General features: G+C 67.6%; 15 protein-coding genes. 4 read left to right on the forward strand and 11 right to left on the reverse strand.

Going from position 1 to position 14,938, the window contains the following annotated elements; genetic code table 11:
- Positions 1 to 114: 114 nt before the first annotated feature.
- The 4 genes from HW532_RS17310 to HW532_RS17325 are packed head-to-tail and all read right to left on the reverse strand — an operon-like array spanning position 115 to position 3,631.
- On the reverse strand, positions 115 to 810 hold the full coding sequence (locus tag HW532_RS17310; protein ID WP_246479280.1) for a class II aldolase/adducin family protein: 696 nt from the start codon (positions 808 to 810) through the stop codon (positions 115 to 117).
- 4 nt (positions 811 to 814) lie between these two features.
- Positions 815 to 1,906: an S-methyl-5-thioribose-1-phosphate isomerase gene (mtnA, locus tag HW532_RS17315; RefSeq protein WP_213161660.1), complete on the reverse strand. Its 1,092-nt coding sequence runs from the start codon at positions 1,904 to 1,906 to the stop codon at positions 815 to 817.
- A 52-nt stretch (positions 1,907 to 1,958) separates the two neighbouring features.
- Positions 1,959 to 2,507, reverse strand: coding sequence for an adenine phosphoribosyltransferase (locus HW532_RS17320; protein WP_213161661.1), 549 nt, complete (start codon positions 2,505 to 2,507; stop codon positions 1,959 to 1,961).
- 38 nt (positions 2,508 to 2,545) lie between these two features.
- The gene (locus HW532_RS17325; RefSeq protein ID WP_425491887.1) at positions 2,546 to 3,631 is read right to left on the reverse strand and encodes a BMP family ABC transporter substrate-binding protein; all 1,086 of its coding nucleotides are present in this window, start codon (positions 3,629 to 3,631) and stop codon (positions 2,546 to 2,548) included.
- A gap of 144 nt (positions 3,632 to 3,775) precedes the next feature.
- Between HW532_RS17325 and HW532_RS17330 the strand changes: the two genes are divergently transcribed.
- Positions 3,776 to 3,952: a hypothetical protein gene (locus HW532_RS17330; RefSeq protein WP_213161662.1), complete on the forward strand. Its 177-nt coding sequence runs from the start codon at positions 3,776 to 3,778 to the stop codon at positions 3,950 to 3,952.
- 9 nt (positions 3,953 to 3,961) lie between these two features.
- Here the strand turns inward: HW532_RS17330 and HW532_RS17335 are convergent, their stop codons facing one another.
- The 4 genes from HW532_RS17335 to petA all read right to left on the reverse strand — a co-directional run bounded on the left by HW532_RS17335 (position 3,962) and on the right by petA (position 7,626).
- Positions 3,962 to 4,840, reverse strand: coding sequence for an S-methyl-5'-thioadenosine phosphorylase (locus HW532_RS17335; protein WP_213161663.1), 879 nt, complete (start codon positions 4,838 to 4,840; stop codon positions 3,962 to 3,964).
- 96 nt (positions 4,841 to 4,936) lie between these two features.
- A complete protein-coding gene (locus HW532_RS17340; RefSeq protein ID WP_213161664.1) occupies positions 4,937 to 5,767 on the reverse strand; it encodes a cytochrome c1 in 831 nt (276 codons plus the stop codon).
- A 32-nt stretch (positions 5,768 to 5,799) separates the two neighbouring features.
- Positions 5,800 to 7,053, reverse strand: coding sequence for a cytochrome b (locus HW532_RS17345; protein WP_213161665.1), 1,254 nt, complete (start codon positions 7,051 to 7,053; stop codon positions 5,800 to 5,802).
- A gap of 12 nt (positions 7,054 to 7,065) precedes the next feature.
- Positions 7,066 to 7,626: a ubiquinol-cytochrome c reductase iron-sulfur subunit gene (petA, locus tag HW532_RS17350; RefSeq protein WP_213161666.1), complete on the reverse strand. Its 561-nt coding sequence runs from the start codon at positions 7,624 to 7,626 to the stop codon at positions 7,066 to 7,068.
- A gap of 295 nt (positions 7,627 to 7,921) precedes the next feature.
- Here petA and HW532_RS17355 point away from each other — a divergent pair, with 295 nt between their 5' ends.
- Positions 7,922 to 8,410 carry a tRNA (cytidine(34)-2'-O)-methyltransferase gene (locus HW532_RS17355; protein ID WP_213161667.1) on the forward strand — a complete coding sequence of 163 codons (489 nt, stop codon included), beginning with the start codon at positions 7,922 to 7,924 and terminating at the stop codon, positions 8,408 to 8,410.
- On the opposite strand, the gene HW532_RS17360 is transcribed toward HW532_RS17355, so the two are convergent.
- From HW532_RS17360 to sugE, 3 genes are all read right to left on the reverse strand, one after another.
- Positions 8,376 to 9,761 carry an SLC5/6 family protein gene (locus HW532_RS17360; RefSeq protein WP_213161668.1) on the reverse strand — a complete coding sequence of 462 codons (1,386 nt, stop codon included), beginning with the start codon at positions 9,759 to 9,761 and terminating at the stop codon, positions 8,376 to 8,378. The genes HW532_RS17355 and HW532_RS17360 overlap by 35 nt on opposite strands.
- Positions 9,762 to 10,139: 378 nt before the next feature.
- Complete coding sequence (hemF, locus tag HW532_RS17365) at positions 10,140 to 11,036, reverse strand: oxygen-dependent coproporphyrinogen oxidase (RefSeq protein WP_213161669.1); 897 nt, start codon at positions 11,034 to 11,036, stop codon at positions 10,140 to 10,142.
- Positions 11,037 to 11,074: 38 nt separating this feature from the next.
- Positions 11,075 to 11,392, reverse strand: coding sequence for a quaternary ammonium compound efflux SMR transporter SugE (sugE, locus tag HW532_RS17370; RefSeq protein WP_213161670.1), 318 nt, complete (start codon positions 11,390 to 11,392; stop codon positions 11,075 to 11,077).
- Between the two features lie 480 nt (positions 11,393 to 11,872).
- On the opposite strand from sugE, the gene HW532_RS17375 reads away from it, so the two are divergent.
- Both HW532_RS17375 and HW532_RS17380 read left to right on the forward strand, forming a co-directional pair.
- The gene (locus tag HW532_RS17375; RefSeq protein ID WP_213161671.1) at positions 11,873 to 13,729 is read left to right on the forward strand and encodes an ABC transporter ATP-binding protein; all 1,857 of its coding nucleotides are present in this window, start codon (positions 11,873 to 11,875) and stop codon (positions 13,727 to 13,729) included.
- A 30-nt stretch (positions 13,730 to 13,759) separates the two neighbouring features.
- Complete coding sequence (locus tag HW532_RS17380; protein WP_213161672.1) at positions 13,760 to 14,935, forward strand: MFS transporter; 1,176 nt, start codon at positions 13,760 to 13,762, stop codon at positions 14,933 to 14,935.
- Positions 14,936 to 14,938: the final 3 nt, after the last annotated feature.

A 14,938-nucleotide genomic window follows, 5' to 3' on the forward strand; every position in this document is an offset into this window, starting at 1 on the left:
TTATTGTTCTGAATTGGGTTGTGCCATAAACATCGTGTGTTTTTCCTCTCTTAGTACGAATGCGCCATTCAGGTTGGCGCGGGGGATGCAATCGGCGAGTTCTCCAATGCCCCCTCACTTCTCCCCCTGCACCCCATACCCCCTAAACAGCTCCAACACCCGCGCCATTTCCTCCTCGTCCAGCACGTGGACTTCGCCGAGTTTGAGGAGGTCGAGATATTCCCCCGACAGGGTTTCGACTTCCGCCGCCAGTTCGAGGGCCTTGCCGAGATCGGGGCCGAAGGCGACCTGGCCGTGATTGGCCAGCAGGCAGGCGCGGCGGCCTTCGAGGGCCTTCACCGTGTTGTCGGCGAGGTCGTCCGTGCCGAAGGTGGCGTAGGGCGCGCAGCGTATGTCGGGGCCGCCGGCGGCGGCGACCATGTAGTGGAAGGCGGGGATCGCCCGGCGCGCGCAGGCGAGTGTCGTGGCGGCGGGCGAATGGCAATGGACGATGGCCTTCGCCTCCGGCCGCGCCCGGTAGATGGCGAGGTGGAAGGGGGTCTCGCTCGACGGCTTCATCTGGCCGGGGGCGCGCGCGCCGTCGAGTCCCACCCGCACGATGTCGCCGGGCGCCATGGCCTCGTAGGCAAGGCCTGAGGGCGTGATCAGGATGGCGTCGCCGCCGGCGCGCGCGGAGACGTTTCCGGAGCGCTGGGGCGACAGGCCCTTCGCGCTCATGGCGCGGGCGGTCGCCACGATCTCCTCGCGCAGCGCGGTCTCCTCGGCGGGGGCCATCTCCTCGGCGGGGGGCATCTCCTCGTCGGGGGCCATGGGGTCAGCCCTTCTCCGGAAAGAGCGCGCGCAGGCCCTCGCCGCTGGCCGGGCACAGGCCGCGCTCGGTGATGAGGCCGGTGACGAGGCGGGCGGGCGTCACGTCGAAGGCGTAGTTCGCCGCCGGGCTGCCCGGCGCGGCGATCTCCACGCTCACGATCTCGCCATCGGGCCCGAGCCCCTGGACATGGGTCACCTCTCGGGCCTCGCGCTCCTCGATAGGAATGCCGGCGACACCGTCCTCGATGGTCCAGTCGATGGTGGAGGAGGGGAGCGCCACATGGAACGGCACGCCATTGTCCTTCGCGGCCAGCGCCTTGAGATAGGTGCCGATCTTGTTGGCGACGTCGCCCGCCGCCGTCGTGCGGTCCGTGCCGGTGATGCACAGATCCACGAGGCCGTGCTGCATGAGATGCCCGCCGGCATTGTCGGCGACGATGGTGTGGGGCACGCCGTGGCCGCCGAGCTCCCAGGCGGTGAGCGCGGCGCCCTGGTTGCGCGGGCGCGTCTCGTCCACCCAGACATGGACCGGCAGCCCCGCATCGTGCGCCATGTAGATGGGGGCGAGCGCGGTACCCCAGTCGACGGTCGCGATCCAGCCGGCATTGCAATGGGTGAGGATGTTGACCGTCTCGCCGGGCTTGGCCGCCGCCGCGTCGCGAATGAGCGTCAGCCCGTGCTCGCCGATCCGCCGGTTGGTCTCCACATCTTCGTCGCAGATCTCGTGCGCCCGCACCCGGGCGGCCTGGAGCCGTTCGCCGCGCGGGCGGTTGCGGACCGCGGCGAGCATCTCGTCTATGGCCCAGTTGAGGTTGATCGCCGTCGGCCGCGTGGCGCGCAGCCGCTCCGCCGCCGCCTCCAGCGCGTCGTCGGAGGCGTCCTCGCCAAGGGCCAGGCAGATCCCGTAGGCCGCAGTCGCCCCGATCAGCGGCGCGCCGCGCACCTGCATGGTCTCGATGGCGCGCGCGGCGTCGTCCAGCGTCTCCAGCCGGGCGATCTCGAAGCGGTGCGGCAGCTTCGTCTGGTCGATGATCGAGACCGTCTCGTCGTCCCCGTCGGGCCAGATCGAGCGGTAATGGACGCCGTTGACCTTCATGCGATACCTCCCGCCGTCCCGCCGGCCCCGCGGGGGCCGGAGCGGGGCCTTGTCATTCGCCCTCGAACTCGAGCAGCGTGTGCACGGACACGCCCTTGTCCCTCAGCCGCGCGGCGCCCTTGAGGAAGGGCAGGTCGACCACGAAGGCGGCCGCCACCGTCTCGCCGCCCGATTCGTGGATGAGCTCGATGGCCGCGTCCGCCGTGCCGCCGGTGGCGATCAGGTCGTCGATCAGCAGCACCCGGTCGCCCTTGCCGATGGCGTCGGCGTGGATCTCCACCGTGTCGACGCCGTATTCGAGCTGGTATTCCTTGCCGATGGTCTTCCAGGGCAGCTTGCCCTTCTTGCGGATCGGCACGAAGCCGAGCCCCAGCTCGTGGGCGACCGCGCCGCCGAGGATGAATCCCCGCGCCTCGATGCCCGCCACATGGTCGATCTTCTCGCCGATGAACGGCCAGATCAGCTCGTCCACCGCCGCGCGCAGGCCCCGCGGATCGGCGATGAGCGTGGTGATGTCGCGGAACACGATGCCGGGCTTGGGATAGTCCGGGATCGAGCGGACCAGCGACTTCAGGTCCATGAGATGGCGCACGTCGTTCATCGGCGCGGGGTCTCCTTCAGATGTCGGTTCGGCGGATGTCAGTTCGGCAGCTTGCCTTCGACGCCCTCGACATACCAGTTCATGCCGAGGAGTTCCTTGTCGGAGGCGGTCTCGCCCTCCGCGATGCGCACCGTGCCGGACTGGTCGCGGACGGGGCCGGCGAAGGGGTCGCGCTCGCCCGACTTGATGGCCTCCTCGACCGCCCTGGCCTCCGCGACGACGTCGGCGGGCATGGCCTCCTCGTTATAGGGCGCGAGCTTCACCATGCCGGAGGCGAGCCCGCCCCAGGTGTCGGTGGATGCCCATGTGCCGTCCATCACCGCGCGGGCGCGGTCGATATAGTAGCCCGACCAGTCGTCCACGATGGCGGTGAGCTGGGCCTTGGGCGCGAAGGCCGCCATGTCGGAGGCCTGGCCGAAGCCGTAGATGCCGGCCTTCTCCGCGGCCTGCAGCGGCGCGGTCGAATCGGTGTGCTGGACGAGGATGTCCGCGCCCTGGTCGATCAGCACCTTCGCGGCCTCCGCCTCCTTGCCGGGATCGTACCAGCTGTTCACCCACACGACGCGCACGGTCGCGTCCGGATTGACCTTCCTGAGCGCGATGGTGAAGGCGTTGATGCCGCGCACCACCTCCGGGATCGGCACCGCGCCGATATAGCCGATGACGTTCGACTTCGTCATGCGCCCGGCAATGGTGCCGATGACGGCGCGGCCCTCGTAGAAGCGGGCGGCATAGGTGGCGACGTTGTCGGCGCGCTTGTAGCCCGTGGCGTGCTCGAATTTTTTGTCCGGGAACTGGCGGGCGACCTTCACGGTCGGGTTCATGAAGCCGAAGGAGGTGGTGAAGATCAGGTCGTTGCCGCTGGCGGCGAGCTCGCGGATCACGCGCTCGGCATCGGCGCCCTCGCTGACATTCTCCACATAGGCGGTCTCCACCTTGTCGCCGAATTCGGCCTTCAGCGCCTTGCGGCCCTGGTCGTGCTGGTAGGTCCAGCCGTGATCGCCGATCGGCCCGACATAGACGAATCCCACTTTGAGCGGATCCTCCGCCGCCCCGGCGGGGGCGGAGGGGCCGGCCATGACGGCCAGCACGGCAAGCGCAAACGCGGCCACAAGGCGGTTCATTCCTCTTCCTCCTGTCAAGATCGCTCTCCCCAAAGGGCGTAACCTTAATCCATGGCGGGCGTCATGACACGCCCTCTGGACTCAAGGGCGTTCCTGTGGAAAAGCGGGGTCCGCAACCCGGCAGAGACAGGCAAGGAGACCCGAATGGAAAGCGAGCGCAGGGAAGTGGTCATCAGGGACATCCGCATGCCCTTCTGGTCGATGGTGGTGTTCATGGTGAAATGGGCCATCGCCTCCATCCCGGCCATCCTCATCCTCACCCTGATCGGCGGCATCCTCTCCATGCTGCTGGGCGGCCTGTTCATGATGCCGCATTACTGAGCCGGCCGGTCATCCTTCGCGGTCGAGAACCCGCCCCGCGACCGCGTCGAGCTTGGCGACAAGCGCGGGGTCGCGGGCGTCCGGCGCGGTCAGGATCGCATAGTCGAGGGCGGTGTCGGTACCCGCGGGGCAGGGCTCGTGCTCGTGCGGCATGTCGCGGGCGAGCCGCGAGACGAGCCGGCGGGCATTCTCCGCATTCCGCTTCATCACGGCGATGATCGAGGTGATGTCGACCTCGCCGTGATGGGGGTGCCAGGAATCGTAGTCCGTCACCATGGCGACGGTCGCGTAGCACAGCTCCGCCTCGCGGGCGAGCTTGGCCTCGGGCATGTTGGTCATGCCGATCACGTCGCAGTTCCAGCTTCGGTAGAGGTGCGATTCGGCAAGCGTGGAGAATTGCGGGCCCTCCATGGCGAGATAGGTGCCGCCGCGATGGGCGGGGATCTGCTCGGCCTCAGCGGCCGCGGCCACGCGGTCGACGAGGCCGGGGCTTACCGGATAGGCCATGGAGACATGGGCGACGCAGCCCTTGCCGAAGAAGCTCTTCGGCCGTGCGAAGGTGCGGTCGATGAACTGGTCGACGAGCACGAAGGTGCCGGGCGCGAGCTCCTCGCGGAACGAGCCGCAGGCCGACACCGAGACGAGATCGGTGACGCCCGCCCGCTTCATGGCGTCGATATTGGCGCGATAGTCGATATCGCTCGGCGACAGCGCATGCCCGCGCCCGTGGCGCGGCAGGAAGACGACGGGGAGCCCGCCGATCTCGCCGATGCGCAGCTCGTCGGACGGCGTGCCCCACGGGCTGTCCACCGCCTCCCAGCGGGCGTCGTCCATCTCGATGTCGTAGACGCCGCTGCCTCCGATAATGCCCAGAACGGCCTTCGCCATGGCGCACCTTTCAGCGTTGGAAACGAAAATGGCGACGCCCGGACCGGAACGCCGCCATCATCTATGTCAGATCGGGATCGCCCCGCAAGCCGCCTGTCAGTGCTCGATCCGGCTCCAGAGCTTCTTCTTGGTGAGATAGAGCAGGATGGAGAGGATCAGGAGGTAGATGATCACCTTGAAGCCGAGCTGCTTGCGCTGCTCCATCTTCGGCTCCGCCGCCCAGGCGAGGAAGGCGGAGACGTCGCGCGACATCTGGTCCACCGTCGCCTCGGTGCCGTCGGCATACTCCACCGCGCCGTCATTGAGCGGCGGCGGCATGGAGATCCAGGGGCCGGCGGAGAAATAGGGGTTGTAGAACTTGCCGGGCGGGCCCTCTTCCACATCCGCCGGCGGCTCCTCGTAGCCGGTGAGCACGGCGTGGACATATTCCGGCCCGCCAATGCCGTCGACGAGGTGGCGGAAGGTGCCGGTCCAACCCTCGCGCGACTTGGTGATCAGCGACAGGTCCGGCGGCAGCGCGCCGCCATTGGCGGCCCGCGCGGCGGCGTCGTTGGGGAAGGGCGCGACGAAGGCGTCGGCCGGCTCGCCGGGACGCATGAACATCTCGCCCTGGTCGTCGGGGCCGTCCTCGACCTGGACGGTCCCCGCGATCGCCTTCACCTGCGCCTCGGGGAACTCCGGTCCGCCCGGATCGCCGAGATTGCGGTAATGGACGAGGTTCATGGCATGGCAGACCGAGCAGACCTCCTTGTAGACCTGGAAGCCGCGCTGAAGCTGCGCCCGGTCGAACAGGCCGAAGGGGCCCTCGAAGGAGAAATCGATGTCTTCCGCCTCGTGAACCTCCCCGGCGGCCTGCGCGGGCGTGCCGGACAGGGCTGCCATGGCGCTGAGGCCGGCAATGGCGATGAGTGTGCGGATCTTATTCATGACGTTCAATCCCGCTCCTTGACCTCGGCGCTTCACTCGGCGGCCTGTGCTTGCGCGTCGTGCTTCTTCTTGCCCAGCACCGATTCGGAGATGCTCGCGGGCAGCGGCCTCGGCCGCTCCATCAGCCCGACCAGCGGCATGATCACGAGGAAGTGCACGAAGTAGTACGCGGTGGCGATGCGGCCGATGATCAGCCAGATGCCCTCCGGCGGCTTCGCGCCGACGATGCCGAGCACGACGCAGTCGATGGCAAGCAGCCAGAAGAACTGCCGGTAGATGGGCCGGTAGGAGGCCGAGCGCACCTTGGAGGTGTCGAGCCAGGGCACGATCACGAGCACGAGGATCGAGCCGAACATCGCGACGACGCCGAGCAGCTTGTCCGGGATCGACCGCAGGATCGCGTAGAAGGGCAGGAAGTACCACTCCGGCACGATGTGCGACGGCGTCTTCAGGGGATCGGCAACCTCGTAGTTGATCGGGTGGCCGAGATAGTTCGGCAGGTAGAAGACGAACAGCGCGTAGACGGCGAGGAACACCATGATCGCGAAGCCGTCCTTGATCGTGTAGTAGGGGTGGAACGGCACGGTGTCCGCCCCCGACTTCACGTCGACGCCCGTCGGGTTGTTGTTGCCGGGAACGTGCAGCGCCCAGACATGCAGGACCACGATGCCCGCCAGGACGAAGGGCAGGAGGTAATGCAGCGAGAAGAAGCGCTGCAGCGTCGGATTGTCGACGGAGAATCCGCCCCACAGCCAGGTCACGATGCTGTCGCCGACGAAGGGCACCGCGGAGAACAGGTTGGTGATCACCTTCGCGCCCCAGAAGCTCATCTGGCCCCAGGGAAGCACGTAGCCCATGAAGGCGGTGGCCATCATGACCAGCAGGATGATGACGCCCAGGATCCACAGCACCTCGCGCGGCGCCTTGTAGGAGCCGTAATAGAGGCCCCGGAAGATGTGGATATAGACGGCGATGAAGAAGAACGACGCGCCGTTGGCGTGCATGTAGCGCAGGAGCCAGCCATAGTTCACGTCGCGCATGATCTGCTCGACGCTGCGGAAGGCGAGGTCCGTATGCGGGGTGTAGTGCATCACCAGAACGATGCCGGTGACGATCTGCAGCACCAGGCACAGCATCAGGATGCCGCCGAAGGTCCACCAGTAGTTCAGGTTCTTCGGCGTGGGGAAGTCCATCGCGTGCTCGGTCATCAAGCTGATGATCGGCAGGCGCTGGTCCAGCCACTTCACCGCCGCGTTCTTCGGCTGAAAGGTCGAATGTCCGCTCATTGCCCCGCTCCCTTAGCCGATCCGGACTTTGCTGTCGGTGATGTACTCATAGGGCGGGATGGGCAGGTTCTCCGGCGCCGGGCCCTTCCGGATGCGGCCCGCCGTGTCGTAGTGCGAACCGTGGCACGGGCAGAACCAGCCGTCGAAATCGCCCGACTCGCCGATCGGGACGCAGCCGAGATGGGTGCACACGCCGATCTGGATGAGATACTGCTCCTTGCCCTCGATGACGCGGTTGACGTCGCTGGCCGGCGCATCCTCGGGCAGCGCGGGGTTGCGCGCATAGGGATCGCGCAGCTCGCCGATCGGGACGGCCTTGGCCTCTTCGATCTCCGCCCCGGTCCGGTAACGCACGAAGACCGGGTTGCCGCGCCAGTTCACCGTGATGCTCTGGCCTTCCTCGAGCGGCGCCAGGTCGACCTCGATGGCGGCGAGTGCGCGCACCGATGCGTCGGGATTCATCTGATCAATGAACGGCCATAGCGTCGCCGCCGCGCCAACCGCGGCAAACGAGCCCGTCGCGATATAGAGAAAATCGCGCCTCGTCGGTTCCTTGGTGTCCGTCGCTGCCACTGTCTAACCCCTTAGAAGGCCGGCTCTCTGGAAGCCGTTCGGCATCGTCATCTGGGTAGCTGGGAGATGCATTGCCCTCAAGCCGCTTCTTGAATGCCTCCTCCGGCGGAATTATCTCCCACACCGGACGAAGCATGTTTAAGAACGCTTCTGCGCGCATCCCCCAATGAAATAAGCGCCCGCCTCTGGCAGACGGGCGATCTTTTCGCACTCTCATACGGGATTGTCCAGCCTTGGCACGTTCCGTCAAAATGTCGCATGGAATTATAATCGTTAAAGCCTTGACACGGTCCGGATGATTGAAATCGCTCTCTTCCAGCCCGACATCCCGCAGAACGCCGGCACCATCATGAGGCTCGGCGCGTGCCTGGGGCTCGCCGTGCATGTCATTGAGCCGGCAGGGTTTGTCTGGAGCGAGCCGCGCCTGCGCCGGGCCGGCATGGACTATCTCGACCTCGCCGCCGTCACCCGCCATGCCAGCTACGAGGCGTTCCTGGCCGGACTGGGCGAGCGCCGGCTCGTGCTCATGACGACCCGCGCGGAGACGCCCTATACCGACTTCGCCTTCTCGCCCGGCGACGCGATCATGCTGGGGCGCGAATCGGCGGGCGTGCCGGAGGCGGTTCACGAGGCGGCGGCCGCACGGCTCGCCATTCCCATGAAGCCCGGCCTGCGCTCGCTCAACGTGGCGGTCGCCTGCGCGATGGTCATGGGCGAGGCTCTGCGCCAGACGGGCGGCTTCCCGGCGCTCACGCCGCCGGCCGCCCCGCCCGGGCCGGCCTGAGCGCCAGCGCGAAGGCGCAGAAGCCGATGGCGAGGACCGCGACGCAGATGGCGAGCAGCTTCTCGTATTTGTGGGTGACGCCGAGCACCGGCTCGATGACGGAGACGGTACCTCCGGCCTCGACGAAATAGAGCACCGCGCCGGCGAGCGCGGCGGCGACCGCCACATGGAAGGCCCACACCGCCACGTCGCGCCCGCCCCACAGGCTCACCACGATGACGGGGGCGAGGAACAGCGACGCGGTGCCGGAGACCGCGACCGCGGTGTAGAGCTCGCTCGTCCGGGCGAACAGGAAGGCGAGGCCGCCGGCCATGAAGGCGACCATGGCGATGCGGCCATTGGCAAGCGTCGGCCGGGCGAGGCCGGCATCGACGACGGCGAGCTTGGCCGCGCTCGACAGGGTGGAATCGAGCGTCGAGGCCGCCGACACGATCAGCGCCAGATTGACGAACAGCATCGCGCCGGGCCCGATCAGCCGCGAGAGCGCGTCGAGCAGCGGTTCGCCCTGTTCCGCGCCGGTCGCTGCATAGAGGCCGAGCAGCGCGAAGGCGAAGATGCAGGCCATGGAGAGGAGGCCCGCATAGATAAAGCTCAGCGCGGTGCGGCGCCGGTCGGCGAGAAAGCCGCGATCCATCATGACCGGATCGTGCATCGGATAGCTGACGATCTGCAGGAAAGCGACGGCGAGCAACGCCCAGCCGGGAGACGAGGCGGCGGGCGCGCTGTCGGCGATGAGCGCGAGGCTCCATCCGGGTTCGCCGGAAAGCTGCCAGACGATGACGGCGAGCGCCACGAGGAACGCGCCCATCTGGAAGACATCCGTGCGCAGCGAGGCCCTTAGGCCTCCGAAGAGCGAATAGCCCAGAATGACCGCCGTGAGCGCGAGGATCGCGGCGAAATAGGTTGCCGTCCCCTCCGTCCCGAAGACGAGCCCCACCACGATCAGGTTGGCGAAGACCTCCGAGAGAAGCCGCACCGCCACGAGGATATTGTAGGCGAGCGTGCCCGACCGGCCGAACTTCTGCGCGAGAAACGCCTGGATGCTCTCGCAGCCATGGCGGAAGCGCACCGCGTCGACGATCGCCGCCCCGGTGAAGAAGGAGAGATAGTAGGCGGTATAGGCGAGCGCGCCGGCCAGCCCGTAGGCATAGGCGAGGACGGCGGCGGTGAGCAGAGAGCGCGCGAAGATCCAGGTCGTCACCTGGCTGAAGACCAGCGTGACGAGCGAGGGCGCCGCGCCGCTCTCGTCGAGGCCCCGGAAGAAGCCGTCGGGAGCGCGCACGCGCGGCGCGATGGCGACCGAGACGGCGGCGATGGCGGCAAGGGCGGCGAACAGGATGAGCGTGTGCATGGGGCGCGGGTCCGGCAGGAACGGGAAACCGTCCATGACGCTAGGCGGACGCCCGCCGCACCGGCAAGACAACTCCCCATCAACTTGCCGTGACGTGCTTGCGGGGACGCCGGAGCGCAGTGCAGTCGGGTCGACTCAGCATGCCTCCCCGCTCATCCCGGCGAAAGCCGGGATCTCAGGCGTGTTGGGCAAGAGATCCCGGCTTTCGCCGGGATGAGCGGTCTGTTTCACCTGGAGTGAAATCGGCTCCGGCGGCGCGGTCCAAACGCGGCATGTGTCGTTCGTTGTTCCCGCTTGCGGCACGAAAGGCCTGTCAGAGGAGTGCGGACAGGTGCCTGCGCACGCGGCGAGAGGAGGCGGGGAGGTGGAGTTAGTGTCTCACGGCCATTTCGCGACCGGCGGCATGGAGGACAGGATGGTCTCCACATTGCCGCCCGTCTTCAGGCCGAACAGCGTTCCGCGGTCGTAGATGAGGTTGAACTCCACATAGCGGCCGCGGCGCACGAGCTGTTCCTCGCGGTCGGCCTCGCTCCAGGCGCGATGCATGTTGCGCCGGACGAGGGCGGGATAGATGTCGCGGAAGGCGCGGCCGACATCCTGCACGAAGGCGAAGTCGGCGTCCCAGTCCCCGGAATTGTGGTAGTCGAAGAAGATGCCCCCGATGCCGCGCGGCTCGTCGCGATGGGCGAGGTGGAAATAGTCGTCGCACCATTGCTTGTAGCGCCCGTAATCGGCCACCTCATGGGCCTCGCAGGCCTGCTTCATGGCCGCGTGGAAATCGCGCGAATCCGGGTCGTCCTGGGTGCGCCGCCGGTCGAGCACGGGGGTGAGGTCCGCGCCGCCGCCGAACCACGAGCGGGTCGTGACCACGAAGCGCGTGTTCATGTGCACCGCCGGCACATTCGGGTTCCAGGGATGGGCGATGAGCGAGACGCCGGAGGCCCAGAATTGCGGGTCGTCCTCGGCGCCGGGGATGCTGGCGCGGAATTCGGGGCTGAACTCGCCATGGACCGTGGAGACATGGACGCCGGCTTTCTCGAAGACGCGGCCATGGAGCATGCCGGCCACGCCGCCGCCGCCCTCGCCGTCCTCGCGCGACCACGGCGTGCGTTCGAAACGGCCCGCGGGGCGGTCCGCCGGCGGGCCGTCCTCAAGCTCGTCCTCCAGCGCCTCGAAGGCCGCGCAGATCTCGTCGCGCAGGGTCTCGAACCACTGCCGCGCGGTCTCCTTGCGTGCGGTGAGAAGATCGCCGTCGCCGCCGGCATTCGCGCTCATCAGCCTGTCTCCATTCGCAAAAGGTGCGGCCGGGCCTGTCAGGGGGTGATCAGCTTGAGGCCGGCAAGGCCCGTCACGATCAGCCCGATGCAGGCCAGCCTCAGCACCGTCGTCTCCTCGCCGAAGATCACGATGCCCAGAAGCACCGTACCCACCGTGCCGATGCCGGTCCATATGGCATAGGCGGTTCCAAGCGGCAGGCTTCTCAGCGCCACCGCCAGCAGGAAGAAGCTCGCCGCCATGGCGATCGCCGTCAGGACGGAGGGCATCGGTCTCGTGAAGCCGTCGGTGTATTTCAGTCCGACGGCCCAGCCGATCTCGAACAGGCCGGCAAGGAACAGGGCGACCCAGGCCATCGTCAAACTCCCCTGGACAGGTCGTTTATGGCAGGGCCGTCCCCGCCCGGTTCGCTCGACGCCCGGCAGGGTCGTCCCCGGGGCGGGCACACCGGATGTGCCGTCGATGGCATATCGGTCACGGCGCGCCCGAGGTCAAGGCCGGGCGGGGCATGCCGGCGGCCGTCCCGCGCACGTGGCAATCGGGCAACACTCCACGATTGCATAGCAGCCATTCGCAAACTTGATCGTGCTTTTGCCGCAATCGCGTGGTAAGGGCTCCGAACATTCGTGCGCAGTGCGAGCCGCGCCGCGGATGCATCCATCCGATGCCGGCCATGCGCCGGCGTCAGTCAGATCGAAAAGCGAGACCACGATGCCAGATAGCGCCACCGGAAACCGGTGACGCCGGCCTCCTCATGATCGGCGGATCAATCCGCTCCAGGAGCACCGGCGCAATCACGACCCCCGTCTTACGCCCCCTGTCTCCCGGAGTTTCCCATGTTCCGCTGGTTCGAACAGCTTATCGATCCCTTACGCACCCCCGAACAGCCTGCGCCGCCCGACAGGCTCGGCCCGTTCTTCTGGTACTTCGCGCGCCAGGTGTGGCCCGTGCTCGCCGCCGTCATGGCGGTCGGCCTCGCGGTCGCGCTGATCGAGGTGCAGATGTTCAACTATGTCGGCCGGATCGTCGACATACTGCGCCAGACGACGCCCGAGGATCTCATCGCCGACTATGGCGGCGAGCTGCTGGTCATGGCGCTCGTGATCGGTGTGGCGCGGCCCGTCGCGACGGCGGCGCATCTCCTGCTCGTCCATCAGGCGATCGAGCCGAATCTCACCAATCTCGTGCGCTGGCAGACGCATCGCTATGTGCTGCGCCAGTCCATGAGCTTCTTCCAGAACGACTTCGCCGGGCGGATCGCTAACAAGATCATCCAGACGGGGCCCTCATTGCGCGAATGCGTGGTGAGCCTCGTCGATGCGATCTGGTTCGTGTCGGTCTATGCGGCGAGCGCGATGTTTCTGTTCGCGGAGGCCGATCCGCGGCTGATGATCCCGCTCAGCGTCTGGATCGTGCTCTATGTCGGCATATTGTGGACCTTCGTGCCGCGCATCAAGCGGCAGGCGGCGGTCATGTCGGAGGCGCGCTCCGCGCTCACGGGCCGGATCGTGGACAGCTACACCAACATCATGACGGTGAAGCTCTTCTCCCACGCCGACCGGGAGGACACCTATGCGCGCGAGTCGGTCGACGACCATACGGCGAAGTTCAAGGTGCTCCTGCGCAACGTCACCGCCATGAGCGTGCTGCTGACCGTCGTCAACGGCCTCCTGATCGTCGGCACCTGCGCGCTGGCCGTCTGGCTGTGGCAGGCGAGCGCCATCACGGTCGGCGCCATCGCGCTGGCGACCGGGCTCGTCATCCGCATCAACAACATGTCCGGCTGGATCATGTGGGTGGTCACCACGGTGTTCGAGAATCTCGGCACGGTGGAGGAGGGCATGGAGACCATCTCGCGGCCCTATGAGATCACCGACCGTCCCCGGGCTCCGGCGCTGAAGGTCGCCGCCGGCGCGATCGGCTTCGACCATATCCGCTTCCATTACGGCAAGGAGGGCGGCGTGATCGACGATCTGAGCCTCGCCATCCGGCCGGGCGAACGGGTCGGGCTCATCGGGCGGTCGGGGGCCGGCAAGTCGACGCTGGTCAACCTGCTGCTCCGGTTCCACGACCTGGAGGGCGGGCGCATCCTGATCGACGGCCAGGATATCTCCGCGGTCACCCAGGAGAGCCTGCGCGCGGCCATCGGCGTCGTCTCGCAGGACACCTCGCTGCTCCACCGCTCGGTTCGCGACAATATCAGCTACGGCCATGTCGACGCGGGCGAGCGCGAGATCGTGGAGGCCGCCCGCAAGGCCCAGGCGCACGAGTTCATCCTGGATCTGGAGGACCTGCGCGGCCGGCGGGGCTACGACGCCCATGTGGGCGAGCGCGGGGTGAAGCTCTCCGGCGGGCAGCGCCAGCGCATCGCGATCGCGCGCGTGCTCCTGAAGGACGCGCCGATCCTGGTGCTCGACGAGGCGACCTCCGCGCTCGATTCCGAGATCGAGGTGGCGATCCAGAACCAGCTCTACGAGCTGATGGAGGGCAAGACGGTGATCGCCATCGCGCATCGTCTCTCCACCATCGCGCGTATGGACCGGCTGATCGTGCTCGACCGCGGCCGCATCGTGGAGGATGGCAGCCACGAGGCGCTCCTGGAGAAGGGCGGGCTCTACAGCCAGCTCTGGAACCACCAGTCCGGCGGCTTTCTCGATCTCGGCGCGGATGCCGCGAGCGAGGCGGCGGAATAGGGGAGCGCGCGATTTCATGGAGGCAACGGCATGACCGGCATCGCACAGGTCTGGGACCGCCAGCGCTGGTACAATCTGATCGGCGCCACGGCCTGTGTCACGGTGTTCGCCGTGGGGCTCGGCGTGAGCTTCCCGCTGCTCACCCTCGTTCTGGAACGGCAGGGGGTGGAGGCGTGGCTGATCGGGCTCAATGCCGGTTTCGGCCCGCTCGGCGTGGTGGTCGCCGGGCCGCTCATCCCCATGCTGGTCGCCCGCTACGGGTCGCAGTGGGTGGCGCGGGTCAGCGTCGTTGTCGTCGCGCTTCTCTTCCTGAGCTTCAAGCTGGTGCCCGATCTGTGGATCTGGTTCTCCCTGCGCTTCATGCTCGGCATGGCGGCGGGCATGCTGTTCGCGCTGTCGGAATCCTGGGTGATCCGGTCGGCGGAAGGGCCGTCGCGCGGGCGCATCACGGCGATCTATGCGAGCATCCTGTCCGGCGGCTTCGCGCTCGGCCCGGCGCTGCTCACCGTCATCGGGTCGGAGGGCTGGGCGCCCTTTCTGGCGAGCTGTGCGATCATGCTCACCGCGCTCGTGCCGCTCTCCTTCATCGGCATGGACGACCGGGCCGCGGCCGGCCACGAGCCGGTCTCCTTCCTGTCCTTCCTGCCGCGCGCGCCGATCCTGCTCGCCGCCGTCGGCGTGTTCGCGCTGCTCGACACGGCGACCCTCGGCCTCCTGCCGCTCTACGGCTTGCGCAAGGGCCTCGACACGGAGACCGCCGTGCTGGCGCTCACCGTGATGATCGGCGGCAATGTCGCGCTCCAGTATCCGATCGGCTGGATCGGCGACCGGCTGCCGCGCCGTGCGGTCATGCTCGCCTGTGCCTTCGTGACGGGCACCGCGTGCCTCCTGCTGCCCACCGCCATGGGCCATCCGTTCATGTGGCCGCTGCTCGCGGTGATCGGGGCGGCGGGGTTCGGCCTCTATACGCTCGCCATGTCCATTCTGGGCGACCGCTTCAAGGGGGCGGCCCTCGTTGCCGGCGCGTCGGCCTTCGCGGCCATGTGGGGCTTCGGCGGCATAGTCGGCCCGCCGGCCGCCGGCTGGAGCATGCAGCATTTCGGCCCCGACGGGCTGCCCTACGGGCTTGCGGCGGTGTTCTTCTCCTTCGCCGCCGCCATGCTGGCGCGCGATACGATTGGCGCGAGGCGGGGCCCGGACTCCTAGGGC

The organism is Kaustia mangrovi (assembly GCF_015482775.1).
Taxonomy (GTDB): Bacteria; Pseudomonadota; Alphaproteobacteria; order Rhizobiales; family Im1; genus Kaustia; species Kaustia mangrovi.